The 14,998-nt window shown below is 49.3% G+C and carries 14 protein-coding genes and 1 other RNA gene; 6 read left to right on the top strand and 9 right to left on the bottom strand.

Translation table 11 applies throughout. The annotated features are described in order from the left end of the window. Positions 1-13: 13 nt before the first annotated feature. Complete coding sequence (locus tag H70357_RS12365) at positions 14-640, bottom strand: rhomboid family intramembrane serine protease (RefSeq protein ID WP_038589669.1); 627 nt, start codon at positions 638-640, stop codon at positions 14-16. Positions 641-750: 110 nt separating this feature from the next. On the opposite strand from H70357_RS12365, the gene tpx reads away from it, so the two are divergent. After that, positions 751-1,269: a thiol peroxidase gene (tpx, locus tag H70357_RS12360; protein WP_038589666.1), complete on the top strand. Its 519-nt coding sequence runs from the start codon at positions 751-753 to the stop codon at positions 1,267-1,269. A gap of 191 nt (positions 1,270-1,460) precedes the next feature. Here tpx and H70357_RS12355 read toward each other — a convergent pair whose 3' ends face one another. The 3 genes from H70357_RS12355 to H70357_RS12350 form a co-directional block, all read right to left on the bottom strand. Continuing rightward, positions 1,461-1,850 (bottom strand): DUF1499 domain-containing protein, encoded by a 390-nt coding sequence (locus H70357_RS12355; RefSeq protein ID WP_038589663.1) that lies wholly within the window; start codon positions 1,848-1,850, stop codon positions 1,461-1,463. Positions 1,851-2,011: 161 nt separating this feature from the next. Beyond that, a non-coding RNA gene (gene ssrS, locus H70357_RS34800) (6S RNA) lies at positions 2,012-2,204 on the bottom strand. A gap of 103 nt (positions 2,205-2,307) precedes the next feature. After that, positions 2,308-3,180 carry a YesL family protein gene (locus H70357_RS12350; protein WP_081965784.1) on the bottom strand — a complete coding sequence of 291 codons (873 nt, stop codon included), beginning with the start codon at positions 3,178-3,180 and terminating at the stop codon, positions 2,308-2,310. Between the two features lie 179 nt (positions 3,181-3,359). Here H70357_RS12350 and H70357_RS35855 point away from each other — a divergent pair, with 179 nt between their 5' ends. Beyond that, the gene (locus H70357_RS35855) at positions 3,360-3,458 is read left to right on the top strand and encodes a dihydroorotate dehydrogenase (RefSeq protein ID WP_144024380.1); all 99 of its coding nucleotides are present in this window, start codon (positions 3,360-3,362) and stop codon (positions 3,456-3,458) included. A 95-nt stretch (positions 3,459-3,553) separates the two neighbouring features. Here the strand turns inward: H70357_RS35855 and H70357_RS12345 are convergent, their stop codons facing one another. Continuing rightward, positions 3,554-5,200, bottom strand: a complete 1,647-nt coding sequence (locus H70357_RS12345; RefSeq protein WP_038589660.1) for a degradosome RNA helicase CshA — start codon at positions 5,198-5,200, stop codon at positions 3,554-3,556. A 317-nt stretch (positions 5,201-5,517) separates the two neighbouring features. Between H70357_RS12345 and H70357_RS12340 the strand changes: the two genes are divergently transcribed. The 4 genes from H70357_RS12340 (at position 5,518) to H70357_RS12325 (ending at position 9,710) form a co-directional block, all read left to right on the top strand. Beyond that, positions 5,518-6,351 (top strand): YitT family protein, encoded by an 834-nt coding sequence (locus tag H70357_RS12340; protein WP_038589657.1) that lies wholly within the window; start codon positions 5,518-5,520, stop codon positions 6,349-6,351. A gap of 161 nt (positions 6,352-6,512) precedes the next feature. After that, positions 6,513-6,707, top strand: coding sequence for a hypothetical protein (locus tag H70357_RS12335; protein ID WP_038589654.1), 195 nt, complete (start codon positions 6,513-6,515; stop codon positions 6,705-6,707). A 238-nt stretch (positions 6,708-6,945) separates the two neighbouring features. Continuing rightward, positions 6,946-8,202: a putative glycoside hydrolase gene (locus tag H70357_RS12330; RefSeq protein WP_038589651.1), complete on the top strand. Its 1,257-nt coding sequence runs from the start codon at positions 6,946-6,948 to the stop codon at positions 8,200-8,202. A gap of 140 nt (positions 8,203-8,342) precedes the next feature. After that, positions 8,343-9,710, top strand: coding sequence for an MATE family efflux transporter (locus H70357_RS12325; RefSeq protein ID WP_038589648.1), 1,368 nt, complete (start codon positions 8,343-8,345; stop codon positions 9,708-9,710). Between the two features lie 112 nt (positions 9,711-9,822). On the opposite strand, the gene H70357_RS12320 is transcribed toward H70357_RS12325, so the two are convergent. The 4 genes from H70357_RS12320 to H70357_RS12305 form a co-directional block, all read right to left on the bottom strand. Beyond that, a complete protein-coding gene (locus tag H70357_RS12320) occupies positions 9,823-10,083 on the bottom strand; it encodes a metal-sensitive transcriptional regulator (protein WP_038589645.1) in 261 nt (86 codons plus the stop codon). A 14-nt stretch (positions 10,084-10,097) separates the two neighbouring features. Next, positions 10,098-12,581, bottom strand: coding sequence for a CoA-disulfide reductase (locus H70357_RS12315; RefSeq protein WP_038589642.1), 2,484 nt, complete (start codon positions 12,579-12,581; stop codon positions 10,098-10,100). Positions 12,582-12,709: 128 nt separating this feature from the next. Next, the gene (gene pfkA, locus H70357_RS12310) at positions 12,710-13,681 is read right to left on the bottom strand and encodes a 6-phosphofructokinase (RefSeq protein WP_038589639.1); all 972 of its coding nucleotides are present in this window, start codon (positions 13,679-13,681) and stop codon (positions 12,710-12,712) included. 66 nt (positions 13,682-13,747) lie between these two features. Continuing rightward, positions 13,748-14,830: a tetraprenyl-beta-curcumene synthase family protein gene (locus tag H70357_RS12305; protein ID WP_038599341.1), complete on the bottom strand. Its 1,083-nt coding sequence runs from the start codon at positions 14,828-14,830 to the stop codon at positions 13,748-13,750. Positions 14,831-14,998 lie beyond the last annotated feature (168 nt).

Genomic DNA, 14,998 nt, shown 5'->3' with positions numbered 1-14,998 from the left:
AATCCAACACCTCCTACCTTCGGTTTTTTTTGAATACCCGTATAATAAGTCCATAAAGAAAGAACCCGGCCACGAGGCCGCCAATATGGGCTGTATAGTCCACATGAGGTGTAGCGAAGGACATAATAATCCCCATCACCAAAAGCCCGTACAACGTCTTACGTGAGCTCTCATCCATCATCGCTCTCTGCAGCAGCGCAATATAGAGGAATGCGCCGTATACGGCGTAGATCGCTCCTGAAGCCCCTACTGACACCGTACCGTAATCCACCACTGAACGGCTGCTGACCGCGACTCCCAGAAGATTGGCAAGGAAACCTCCCGCCAGATAGAGCAGCGCGTAGCGCCACCAGCCCATCAGCCGTTCCAAAGGCGGAGCAAACACCAACAACGCAAAACAGTTAAAGAACAGATGGGCAAAGCCATTGTGCAGAAACATCGCTGTCGCATAACGCCACAATTCCTCTTTCAGCGGGCTGACATTAACGGTTCCCCCGTAATCAATCAGTGTCTGGATATTTGTGGAGCCGCCGTTTAACGTCAGAACAATAAACATAATCACATTCGCCAAAATAAGCAAACAGGTTACCGGATAATACCGGAGATAGCTTCTCCACTTTTCATATCGTATGAATATCATAACACCCACCCTTTATGTAAGTTGTCGGTTGGACATCCAGCTTCTAAAAAGATTATAATTTATTGTGGCAGTAAGAATCCAATATTGCAATTCAAGGAGGAACCAAGGATATGACGCAAGAAAGAACAGGCGTGGCCGCATTTAAAGGCAACCCCATCACACTGGTGGGTCCGCAGCTCAAAGCCGGAGATTCCGCACCACAGTTCACAGTGAGCAAGAATCTGCTGGAAGATACTTCCCTCAGTGATTACGCCGGCAAAATCAAGCTGATCAGCGTGGTGCCTTCTCTGGATACCGGTGTATGCGATGCGCAGACCCGCCGCTTCAACAGCGAGGCCGCAGAGCTCGGCGATGATGTCGTTATTCTCACCATCAGTATGGATCTTCCGTTCGCCCAAGCCCGCTGGTGCGGCGCAGCCGGCATTGACCGGGTCATCACACTGTCTGATCACAAGGAAGCAGCCTTTGGACAAGCCTACGGCGTCCTGATTAAAGAATTCCGTCTGGACATGCGTTCCATCTTCGTAATCGACAAAAACGATACTTTGGCTTATGTGGAGTACCTCGGCGAAATGTCCGAGCATCCCAATTACGAGGCTGCAATTGCAGCTGTAAAGGAACTGCTGTAGCCTGCAGCCGAATTGTATTTCATTCGTAGTACATGAAAATCTATAAGTTCTTATTCTCTAAAAAAAAGCGGCAGAAGGTCATCCTTCTCCCGCTTTTTGCTTATGGGTAGCCTTATTGTTCAATGATAGGCTGCATCTTCACACTTCACGAAACCGTATACAATCTCTGAACAGAAAAGTGCAGCTTGCCTTTATTCTGTCTTGAATTTGCCCAGCTTCCTATCAAGAGACTGGTACAGACGCTGAATTACTCGATAGTTGGCGCCCAGGTCGCCAAGCGAACCTCTGGATGCCGAGTACATATCTACGCCGCAACGCACCGGTGAGGTATTTAGCACCGACACGGTAATATCCAGCGTACGCCCGAATGCCGTTCTCTTCTCAAGCGTAATCTCTCCTACAGATTGCACTTCATGAAGCACCTTGAAGCCAGGAATCTTCTTCAGCGTTGAGGATACTTCTTCCCACGCCTTATCTCTAGAAAGAGTGTAGTAACGCGTCTTTAATGCCGGATCTTTTGCACGGTCGCTTGTTCCGTCATGACTGCGAAATAAACCGACCAAGGTTCTTTTCAACGACAAAATTCTTCCCCCTCTTCAAATCCCAAGTTCATTAGTCTAAGTGTAACACTCTTATCCCAGGAACAAAAGGGCATTGCTCACTTTCACCTTGTTCACTATAAACAAAAAGGTACCCCATCCCCGCGGGTAAGCGGGAAACAGGGCACCTTGTCAAAAACAGTAGAAAACCCGCCTATGCCGTCCGGCTACAGTGTCTTCTGAACCTGCTATAGCAGGTGGGTGACCGCAGAAGTCGTTTTTGAATTCCCCGCGTCGTATAGACAGGGCCTTTCAGCCGCGCTTCGTATAGATCTCCCAAGACATTATCATTGGTTCAAAACAACGAGCAACCGTAAACGTACATCGCAGGATTTGTTACTATTATATTGCGTTTTGACGAAAAAGTAAACCTGTATGCGCTTTAATTTACACTGGAATAAATTTCTCGCCTAATTTCGCGGCTTATGTGTAATTAATGTTAAATCCGTTTTTTATCTTTATCTGAATCATACTCATCATCATCATCGTCGTCATCGTCGTCATCTTCATCATCTTCATCGTAATCTTCTGCCTCAAGCAATTCCGCAGCTTCTCTTTCAGCGGCCTCCTGGGCTTCTTGGGCTTCCAGTTCCTGTTGCTTCTTCTTCTCCACCTGCAGTTGCAGCTTGTTGTATGTAGCGTAAAAGTTAAAGAAGGCGAAAAAGGCAATAAGTGTAGGAATACACAAGGCGTAAAGCACCGGATACTTCAGACCTATATAGACAAGAACCGCTGCACCAATAAGCGTGGAGAATACGCGGATCGGCCGGGCGATTGTCAACAGAACGGAGTTGGTCACCACTTCTTTGAAGGTCATTTGATAATGAACCACAATCGAGAAGAAATTAAACATGGAGACGAACAAAATAATCATCAGCACCAGCATCAAAATACCGACGATTCTGAAATTCGCCATTTGCGTCATGTATACGGTCACATCTACGTACATCACAACAAACAGCACTGTGTAGATTAATCCCCCAAGCATACTCTTGAAATAATTTTCTTTGTACCCCTGGAAAAAAGTGCGGAATGTGCTAACATCACTATTGCCCATAACCCATTTGCGTACAACCGTAAATAGTGCCGCTGTTGCCGGGAACACCGTAAACGGTGCCAAAATGCCCATCGCCCAGTTCAGTGTGATCTGTTCATTGGGGCCGCCTGCACCCGATCCCCACATAATCATCTTCATTACTCCCATGAACAGAAACGGAACCGAACAGATTGCCCACAAAATGTTACTGAAGGCGATACGTGAAATCCATTCCGTGACGCGGTATAGACCGCCCATTGCTCCTTTAAACTCCAATTCCCTTCCTCCTGTCTGTCTCGCGCATACTGCGTATCTTAACTATACCTTATTTGACCCGGACTTTTCCAGCGCCCATTCTTAAGATTCTGGGTTATGGTCTATGCAAGCCCGGCGATCCGTCCATATATTAGGAACGTAACCATTACAATCACCTTAATTCAAAGGAGGTTTTACCTATGTCCTCACCAGTTGGCTGCAACGTCTGGACTTCCACAGGCACTATCCTCGTTCTGTTCATCCTGCTCGTTATTATCACTCGTACTTTTGTTATCTAAGGCATGAAACACAAAGCCTAAATATGTTCAATTGTACAAAAAGAAGACGAGAACCGTTAACCGGTACTCGTCTTCTTCCATTATCGCCGGTGCTGCTAAATGTCGTAATCTTCGCGTTTAGCCGGACGAGTACTTGTGCTGCTTGGACGCGCCGATGGTTTGCGGTCGGCACTGCTGTCGCGGTTGCCTTTGTAACCGCCGCTGCTGCTGTTGCTGCCGTAGCCGCTGCTGTAACCACCACGGGTTGTGCTGCCGCTGCTACTGTCGCGGTTGCCTTTATAGCCGCCGCCATAGCTGCTGCCGCTATCACGGTTGCCTTTATAGCCACCGCCTGTGCCGGAACCAGTGCGGTTGCCGCCGTAGCCGCCATTAGGCTTGCGGCCGCTACGGATGTCATTCTTGCCGCCGCGGCGTTTTGCGCGGATCGGATCTTCCGGTGTCAATTCAACCTGTGTATCCTTGTTGTCGCCGGTAAGCAATTTCATTGCTGCGGAGAGCAGTTGTACAGAATCATATTGCTCCAGCAATTGAATCGCGATGCCTTTGTATTCGTTCAGCTCGCCGCCTTCTTCAACCATTGCCAGCAGACGTTCTGCAGTGATGCGTTGTTTGCCTTCAATTGCCTCAGCCATTGTTGGCAGCGGTTTGCGGGTAATCCGGTGACGGGTTACACGCTCGATCAGATGCAGGTGGTCCATTTCACGCGGAGTCACGAATGACCATGCTGTTCCTTCTTTACCTGCGCGGCCTGTACGGCCGATACGGTGTACATAACTTTCCGGATCTTGCGGAAGGTCAAAGTTGATAACATGTGTTACACCGGAAACGTCGAGTCCGCGCGCTGCTACGTCAGTAGCTACAAGCACGTCAATGCTGCCGTCACGGAATTTACGCATAACCGCATCACGTTGGTTCTGGGACAAGTCGCCATGCAATCCGTCAGCAGAATATCCGCGTTTCTGGAGGCCTTCGGCAAGCTCGTCAACCCGGCGTTTGGTACGTCCGAAGACGATTGCCAAATCTGGGGACTCCATATCGATCAGACGGCTCAGTGCTTCAAACTTCTGGCGCTCAGGAACTTCGATATAGGCTTGGTCAATCAATGGAGCGCTGATTTGTTTTGGAATTACGGAAACATGTTGCGGGTTCTTCAGGAACTGTTGGGCGAGACGTTGAATGTTAGGAGGCATTGTAGCTGAGAACAACATGGTTTGACGTTCTTCCGGCACGAGCTTGAGGATCGTCTGGATGTCTTCCATGAAGCCCATATCCAGCATTTCATCAGCTTCATCCAATACGATGGTCTGCACGTCATCAAGACGGATCGTCTTGCGGTTGATGTGATCCAGAAGGCGTCCAGGTGTTCCGATAATGATCTGTGGTTTCTTCTTCAACCCGCGGATTTGACGGCCGATATCCTGTCCGCCGTAAATAGCCAGTGAACGCAGACCCTTGAAGCGGGTCAGTTTGCCGATTTCTTCAGCAACCTGAATCGCAAGCTCACGGGTTGGCGTCATAACTAGCGCCAGGATTTTTTCTTCTTCCCGAGCAATTTTGGAGATGAGGGGAATACCGAAAGCGGCTGTTTTGCCCGTACCGGTCTGTGCCTGGCCGATCAAGTCTGCTCCAGTCAGCGCGAGCGGGATTGCCTGCTCCTGAATGGGTGTTGCTTCCTCAAATCCTAGCTCTGTGATTGCTTGAAGTACTTTTGGCTCCAAGCCGAATTCTGCGAATGTTTTCAAATTATTCATGCTCCTTCTATACAGTGGACATTCCACATGCTTGTCTGTATTCTTAAGTAGCGGTAAACACATTTATAGGCTGTCCAAACATGCCGTAATCTCTGCATGGTTTACGCGTATTGGGACGAAAAAATGTCCTATGATCAAGCTTGGTTATTTAGCCTGAACAATTGTAGCTTCACATCCGAAGCAATGCAAAAGTACCATTGTAACGTTCTACTCAAGAATATCCTATACATTATATCACAAACCCGATCAGGAATACCAGTGTATTCCTTTCTTTCATTACTTACATTACACGTCAGAGGTGAATTTGCTTGTTACGACTAAGACAACTAGGAAATTACCTTGCCATCATCTTGGGTTCGGCGATGATAGCGAGCGGCTTCAATCTGTTCTTAATCCCCCACCGGCTGTTAAGCGGAGGGGTATCCGGTGTGGCAATGTTAGTGGGTTATTTCACTCCCCTTAACATCAGTCTGCTATATCTGCTCTTCAATGTGCCGCTGCTTGTGGCAGGGTGGTTTCAGCTCGGGCGCAGATTTATTATTCTCAGCATTTTATCCGTAGGGGCCACAACTTGGCTAATGACGCTGGTACCGCAGACAGCTGTAGCGTCGGATATGCTTCTTGCCTCCGTTTTCGGCGGAGTGCTGGTAGGTGTCGGCAGCGGTATTTCCTTCCGGGTTGGAGGATCTACAGGCGGCTTTGACATTATCGGCTCCATTATTACGCGCTACCGCGACTTCCCGATCGGGAATGTGCTTGTAGGGCTGAATGGTATCGTCATTCTGGCCGCTGCCTATTTTGACGACAATTGGAATTTAGCTCTTGCTTCGATGGTCTCCATTTATGTAACCGGAAAGGTCGTCGACCTGATTCACATCAGTCATGTTAAAGTGACTGTGTACATCGTAACTACAAGGACAGACGAACTGCTTCAGCAGCTTCTGGGCCTGCAACGCGGGGTCACAAAGATCAAAACAGAGGGCGCTTATTCTCATGTTGAACGGGACATGCTAATGACAGTGACTACCCGCTACGAGCTCGCAGAGCTTAAAAGAATCATTAGAACCAGCGATCCCCAGGCTTTTGTGAACATTGTGGAAACCGTTGGAGTCATGGGTTCCTTCCGCAAAAGATCACATTGAAAGAAATGCGCATAAATTAAAATTGTGATATATTATACTCACACAGGACCCTTACAATTTCATGAAGATTGGGATTTACCCCTCTTTTTTCCGGCACTTCGTTTTACGGGTGTACCCTGAATTCAATTCAGTACCATTCGAAAAAGGAAAGGGTGATTTTTATGGAAATGGAAACGGTAAAACTGTCAGCAATCGTCATGAGGTGGTATCCTGATATGATGCCGTTTCTCAAGCAGAATGAATTGAATTCCGTAATCGTTCTGCGTGACGGTCTGAGTATTCTGGAACCGGCAGATGCCATGGATATCATCCATTACAGCATTTGCGAGCATCAGAATTCTGCGTATCTTCAGTGAGTAAGACGTTTCGAAGCAAGTCTTCATAGTTGCCGCTTGGGGTTCGGCTATGTGCCGGGTCCGGGCGGCATTTACTTTTTAACAGGACCGTTTAAAATCTGTACATCCCGTTTATAAACAACAAGAGCGGTTATTTTTAACAGCCAAAAATTACAGGGATTGTTACAAGTCTGTTCTTTTTGGCAGCTGCCGTTCCTTTATACTTTAAGGGAATGTACATAAAGGGAGAGAATAGCAAATGAACATCACCTGGGCATTACTGATGATGGCCCTGGGAGGCGTTGGCGTGCCGCATGGCGGACACGACTCTGACGTGACGGCTGCATTACAGTCCGCCACCAATCCCCCCATCATCGCAGAGCACAGCAGCAATCCAAACGGAGCATCGGCATCACCAAACGCCACAGGCGGCACCACATCCCCTACTCCGGTTACAAGCGTTTCACCCGGAAATGAAGCAGGAGGTACTGACGACGCGATTCTTGCCGATCCGCAGCCGGATGCCCCCAAGGTTAAAGGTATTTATGTGACAGCCTACAGTGCAGGCGGAGCACGGATGGAAACGCTGCTTAACCTGCTTGATAAAACGGAACTAAATTCCATGGTCATCGATATTAAGGATGATGCGGGATATATTACCTACAAGACAGACAATGCGGAACTTCAGAAGCTGGGTCATCCCCAGCCGTTCATCGGTGACATCAACAAGCTGATGACCCGCCTAAAGGAGCATGACGTATATCCGATTGCCCGGATCGTAGTCTTTAAGGACTCTGTTCTCGCCAAGAAGAAGCCGGAAATGTCATTCGTAAATACAAATGGCACAGTCTGGAGCAATAAAGGCGGAGACAGCTTCGTCAATCCCTATAATGAAGATGTATGGAAATACAATGTAGACATCGCCAAGGAAGCCGCCAAATTGGGCTTCAAGGAAATCCAGTTCGATTACGTCCGTTTCCCGGAAGGCTTCGAGAAACGTGCTGATACTCTTAAATATACCAAGAACGACAGACCACGTGTAGAGATCATTGGCGACTTCGTTAAATACGCCAAAGCAGAGCTAAATCCGCTGGGCGTACGGGTATCCGTTGATATTTTCGGATACGCCGCTTCTGTTCCCGCTGCGGAAGGCATAGGCCAGGATTTCGTGAAAATATCGAAGAATGTAGACGTCATCAGCCCGATGGTATACCCAAGCCATTACTCAACAGGATGGTTCGATGTGAAAGACCCTGACAAAGACCCTTACGCGACCATTAAGGGTTCTATGGTGGATACACATAAGAAGCTCGACCCTCTGGGAAGCTACAAACCGATTATCCGCCCCTGGATTCAGGACTTCACCGCAAGCTGGCTTGGAAGCGGCCATTATGTGAAATACGGCAAGACGCAGGTGGAAGACCAGATCCGGGCTTTGAAAGACGAGAAAGTGGATGAATTCCTCCTCTGGAATGCTAACAACCGTTATACTTCGGGTGTAGATTACGAGAAATAATGACTACAGCAATTATCCTTGATGAAATCAATCAGCAAATATAAGCCAAGGACCCGGCGCCCTGCCGGGTCTTTTACTGATAATATAAGGATTTATAGGTTACACACTTTTATAAAATTCAGATGACGAGGCAGAAACCGATGATACATACTTCTTCTCTTAAGCAAAAGGCAAGCCAATTCCTGCATATTTTATTTCCTATTCTTGTAACGCAGATTGCATTGTCAGCCATTACTTTCTTTGATACCAATATGTCCGGCAAATTCGGCACGGATGATCTGGCCGGCGTAGCCATCGGCACCAGCTTATGGATCCCGATTCAAACCGGGCTTAGTGGCATACTCATGGGTATAACACCGATAGTGTCCAATTTAATAGGCAACCGCCGGGATAAAGATGTCGCTTATCAGGTGACCCAGGGCATCTGGCTCTCGCTGATTGTTTCTCTGCTCGTCCTCATGATCGGCGGTTTCGCTCTGTCGCCTGTTCTTGATTTTATGAATCTGGAGCCGCAAGTACGGAATATCGCTTTCCGCTTCCTGTGTGCCATTTCCTTCGGCATCATCCCTCTGTTCGGCTATACGGTAGTCCGCAGCTGTATCGATGCATTAGGGCAGACAAGAGTTTCGATGTTCATCACGCTAATTGCTTTACCTGTCAATGTTGGGCTGAACTATCTGCTTATCTTCGGGAATTTCGGTTTCCCGCGCCTTGGCGGAGTCGGAGCCGGGGTCGCATCGGCGATCACCTACTGGGTGATCTTCGGAATTGCCCTGACCTTCATTTACCGCTCCGAGCCCTTCAAAAGCCTGCAGCTGTTCCGCAAGTTCTACGCCATATCGCTGAGCAGCTTCAAAGAGCTGCTTAAGATCGGCGTGCCTATCGGATTTTCCATCTTTTTTGAAACGGCGGTTTTCTCGGCAGTAACACTGCTCATGAGCCGGTTCGACACAGTAACCATTGCAGCTCATCAGGCGGCGATCAACTTCGCCTCCACCCTGTACATGATTCCGCTCAGCATCTGTATGAGCCTGACGATTCTCGTCGGCTTTGAGAACGGGTCCGGCAGGCAGAAGGATGCCCGCCAATACGGCATTATGGGCATTGCCTCGGCCGCCGTGCTGTCGCTGCTGACAGCTCTCGTCCTCTTATTCGCCGGCGATTCGGTTGCCGGACTTTATTCCGACGAACCCGAGGTCATCTCCCTGATTCAGCACTTTTTGATTTACGCGATCTTCTTCCAGATCTCCGATGCCATTGCCACACCGACGCAAGGGGTGCTGCGGGGCTATAAGGACGTAAACCCGGCATTCATCATTTGCTTCGCCGCCTATTGGGTAATCGGCCTGCCTACTGGCTATGTGCTGGCGACTTATACCGATATGGGCGCCTACGGCTACTGGGTTGGACTGATTACCGGTCTGGCGATTGGAGCCATTCTGCTGCTGACACGGCTAGTCAAAGTCCAGCGGCGGTTTGCTTTGGCCACCGGGGCTGGAGAACAATAATGGCTTTGAGTGCAGCACTGCTTTTTTCGGCACCATGCCGAAGAAGTGTGATGTTCTCGCAGTTAATTAAAAAGGAACAGCGCGCTCATCCGCGACTGTTCCTTTTTTTGAGTTAACGACTTTTTACAAGCATCTCTACCGCTTCCTTAATCACTTTATCCGGTGAATTGCCCTGCTCCAGCTCCTCCTGAATGCATTGCTCCAGATTAGCGCCGATAACAGCACCCACAGTGCGGTCTACAGCTGTTCTTATTGCCGTCAGCTGGGTCACAATCTCCCGGCAATCCTGCCCTTCCTCCAGCATGCCCAGCACACCACGCACCTGGCCCTCAATACGCTTCAATCTGTTTTTGATGCCTTTATCATATTCCATACATCCCACATCCTTTAGATAAACAAATTCACACCCGAATCCTCAGCGGCTCCCAGATAACTGGCTACCCCGCCAAAATCAACGCCAGCTATTAATTCTTCCTGCTTGATGCCCATGATGTCCATACTCATCGTGCAGGCAATGATCTTTACGCCGGCATTCAGCGCACCCTGCATCAGCTGTTCCAGAGAGTCCACATTTTTCCGTTTCATTGCATGCCGTATCAGTCTTGCACCCAGCCCGCCCATGTTCATTCTGGACAACGGCAGCTTTGTGGTACCCTGAGGCATCATCATTCCGAACATTTTATCCAACCCTTTTTTCTTAACCGGAGAAGCATTTCTCTGACGAAGAACATTCAATCCCCAGAAGGTAAAGAACATGGTCACCTGCTTGCCCATCGCTGCCGCACCGGAGGCAATAATGAAGGAAGCAATCGTCTTGTCCAGATCACCGCTGAACACGATCATCGTCGTACCCTCCTTGGCTTCAGAAGGCACTGCTGGCAAGGCTTCTCCCGTCACCCTGTTTAACCCTTTACGTACAAGAGCCTTCACTTTCCCTTCCGACACATCCACCGATTCCAGTGTATTCTGCGTCTTGAGGCACCACTGCTTAATATCTGCGGCAAAACCGAAATCCGTAGCAGCAATCTCCAGCTGCTGTCCTTCCTGCATGGACTTTACAGTCTCATATACTTTGAGTATAGGGCCCGGACACTGCAGTCCGCAAGCATCCAGCAACAGCAGCTGCTCCCCGCTGCCGCTTTGTGCCCTGTCATCTAGTGAATCCGGAGAAGTTGGCAAATGGGCTGCCGTATCTTTGCTGCGCTCCTCTGGCGGCAGGATATCCTTCATTGCCATTACAGCATACGTTTTGTATCCACCATCAACATTCTTCACGCTGTACCCATGCTGACTCAGCATTCTTGCAGCAATATAGCCTCTAAGCCCTACCTGGCAGGATACCGCGATCTCCTGATCCGCAGGAATCTCGGCAAGCCGGTTTCTCAGTTCGGACAATGGAATGTTCACTGAGCCGGGAATGGAACCTGCCAGCCGTTCCACCTCGTCCCTGACGTCGATGATCAGTCCGCCCTTGGCGGAGAAAGCATCCACCTCATGCCACTGCAGATTGCTGACTAATCCATCCACAACATTGGAAGCGGCATACCCGGCCATATTGACAGGGTCCTTAGCTGAAGAATATGGCGGTGCATAGGCCAGCTCTATATCTGCGAGCTCGTTCACTTTCAGCTTGCCGCGAATAGCAGTGGCAATGACATCAATCCGCTTGTCAGCACCGTCTGCCCCCACAGCCTGTGCTCCGTATATATCACCATTGTCGGGATTGAACAGCAGCTTCATGGCAATCGGGGATGCCCCGGGGTAATAACCCGCATGTGAATTGGGATGGATATGAATGGCCTCATAAGGGACACCGAGAGCTGTGAGCGTCTTCTCATTGTTCCCGGTAACTGCTGAGGTCAGGTTAAAGGTCTTAATGATTGCCGTTCCCAAAGCTCCATCGTAGGAGATGGCGTGACCGTTGATATGATCTGCCGCTAGACGGCCTTGCCGGTTCGCTCCCCATGCCAGAGAAACCATGGTGGCGAATCCATGATTGCGGTCCTTGACCTCAATGGCGTCACCGATGGCATAAATATCGGGATCGCTGGTCTGCAGGGTAGAACTGACCTTAACCGCGCCGCGGATTCCCAGCTCTAGACCGCTGTGGCGGGCAAGCTCATTCTCTGGAGTGACTCCAATTGCCATAATGATCATCTCGGTCCTGATCACGTCTCCAGAAGAAAGCCGCAGCATTCCGCCCTGTTGCTCAAAAGCCTCCACCCCCTCATTCAGCCTTATTTCCACGCCGTGCATCCGGAGATGCTCTTCCACAGGTTTGGCCATTTCCGGGTCCAGCGGATTGAGGAGCTGTGCACCGCGGTCAATAATCGTCACCTCAAGTCCACGTTCACGGAGGTTCTCCGCCATTTCCAGCCCGATAAAACCTCCGCCGATAACCGTGGCATGCTTAGGACGCATACTGTCTACAAAAGATTTAATCCGGTCCGTATCCGGGATATTTCTTAAGGTGAACACATTCTTGGTCTCGGAGAGACCTGGAATATCAGGCACAATAGGTCTGGCTCCCGGGGACAGAATCAGGATGTCATATGGAATCTCCCCCGTCTCACCCGTTCGGACATCACGGTAATGAACAAGTTTATGCTGGCGTACAATTTCCGTTACTTCAGTAAGCACACGAACATCTATGTTAAATCGTTCCTTTATACCCTTAGGCGTCTGAAGAAACAGCTTATCGCGGGAATCAATTGTTTCACCAATATAATAAGGCAGTCCGCAGTTGGCAAACGATACATGCTCCCCGCGTTCAAACAGGATGATCTCATCCTGTTCATTCAGTCTCCGCAGCCTCGCGGCAGCTGTCGCTCCACCAGCAACGCCACCAATAATAATGATTGTTTTACCCATCTTCTTTTCCTCCTTATAATTATACCCCATGGGGTATATAATATACGGGTGGGGGTATATTGTCAAACATAAAAAAACCGCCTATCTCTAGGCGGCTTGTGAAGCAGCATTTGCTGCTCTCTTGTATTCTATTGGGAAAGACGGGAAGCCAGCTCGTACAATTCCGTATCGAAATCTTTCTTCGTATTCACCACAGTATCGATATCGGTAAGCGTCAGCTCACCTTTAATAATGCCGCAGCCTTTATCCGATTCACCTTCGAGCAGTTTGCGAACAGCAAAGTCACCCAAACGGCTTGCCAGGTTGCGGTCGCCTGGAGTCGGAGTACCTCCGCGCTGAATATGACCCAGAACCGTTACGCGGGCGTCCAGTGAAGCATGGCGGTCTTTCAACGCTTGTGCAACGTCTTCGCCCTTGCCTACACCTTCAGCGACAATAACGATACTGTGGCGTTTGCCTCTGGCAAAGTTGTCACGCATCCGGTCAGCCACCTCGTTGAGGTCATAAGGCATTTCCGGTACGAGAATGGTTTCGGCTCCGGAAGCCAGGCCTGCATGAAGAGCAATATCTCCGCAGTGGCGTCCCATAACTTCTACAATGGAGGAACGCTCATGCGAGGACATGGTGTCACGAAGCTTGTTAATGGCATCTACAACTACCCCTACTGCCGTATCAAATCCAATCGTGTAGTCCGTGAAAGAAATGTCATTATCAATCGTACCCGGCAAAGCCATTGTCTTAATTCCCAGCTTGCTGAGCTTGTTAGCCCCTTTGTAAGAGCCGTCACCACCGATAACCACAAGGCCGTCGATGCCCATTTCGTTCAGGATGTCCGCACCTTTCTGCTGACCTTCAGGCTTCACGAATTCAAGACATCGCGCAGACTGCAGAATGGTACCTCCACGTTGAATAATATCGCCTACACTGCGCAGATCCATCGGGAAAATGTCGCGGTTCAGCAGACCCTGATAGCCGCGCTGGATACCATACACTTCAACCCCGTAAAAAATTGCGCTGCGCACTACCGCGCGAACAGCGGCGTTCATGCCCTGTGAGTCTCCTCCACTGGTCAATACTGCGATTTTTTTAACATTAGTCATCCTGTTAGTTCCTCCTTAAAATTGTGCGGTGCCCATCCCTTATTGAGGGAATGCGCTCCACGACATCTAATACATGTGTTTGCGGATCCAGCGGCTGTTCACAAAAAAGAACAGTCTGGTCAGCGGGCTCTTTCTCATCAGACGCTTCGATACCGTGCGAACCTCCCGCTGTTCGCTGACTTTCGGATCGGATAAATAAAGTGCCAGAAGCCCCTCAATCACCATGCGGTGCATGGAGGTCTCGGGAAGATTACGGACATCCTTACGGGCCCACTCCACGATGGAAGCGATCCGGTTCAGCATAGTATCTGAATTGTCATAATAATTGCAGAAATTAAGATCACCGCCGGCCCGGTCTTCATCCTGATCGATCAGGTAATCCAACATAATGTGCAATCCGCAAAGATGCGGAAAATACGCAGCACGAATCGAAACCGATGCCGATTTAGTCAGCTTGGGGTCGCAAGAGGCCAGAAAAAGCATAAATACACCCAGCGTGGAACCTGTTGCTGCTGCAAACTCATTCCATTGAAGATGCGGAGCACGCTTTCCCTCTTTCGCCCACCACTCCTTCAGGGCATCTTCCCTGAGTTCGGGGCTTATGTGCTTATAAACCTGCAAATCCGTATACAGTACAGCCAGATCATGAATCTCCGCGACCGCCGAAGCATACCCGGGCAAAAGCGCGGTCATCTCCTGACACTTCCGGACCAGCCTGTACAAATATCCGCCGTCATTCTGCTCGCTGCGCAGCGCATAATAATTAACAGGCTCTGCACCGGGGGTAATTGCGTCCAGCATGGATTGATGCAGCAGCCTGAAATCGGCAGGATCCAGCGAAGTACTGCGATCACATAAGTTGTCCAGATAATCACTGATCGTTTGGTATGCGACAATTAACGGAATCAATATATGTCTCATTGACAAATTACCGGCGGCATAAATCCCGCCGCCTTCACAATGAAACTGCTTCGTCTCAATGCTGGCAAGCGCTTGCTTGCGGAGCTCGGGATCGGGAATCCCTTCCGCATCCTGGCGCCAGAAGCCCAGACATTCCCGCACTTCCGGCAGCACGTACTTGTAGACCCTGTTCATAAGCCCAATAGGGCCCCGCGGGCTAAGGTAACGGCCTTGCTCAAATTCACTCAATGACAGTGCCTCCACATTGTTGTCTCCTTATCCAAATCATCATTATTATAATATCATCAACGTATTTGTACAAACAACAAAATCACTTTCGCAAAAGGTTGAAAGATTCAGAAATACCTCAATTTTAACAAACATGCCGACTTTTCTTTATGCTATACTATCCGTATT

The sequence above is a fragment of the Paenibacillus sp. FSL H7-0357 genome, from assembly GCF_000758525.1.
Taxonomy (GTDB): Bacteria; Bacillota; Bacilli; order Paenibacillales; family Paenibacillaceae; genus Paenibacillus_AQ.
This window is presented reverse-complemented; position numbering and strand designations above follow the sequence as displayed.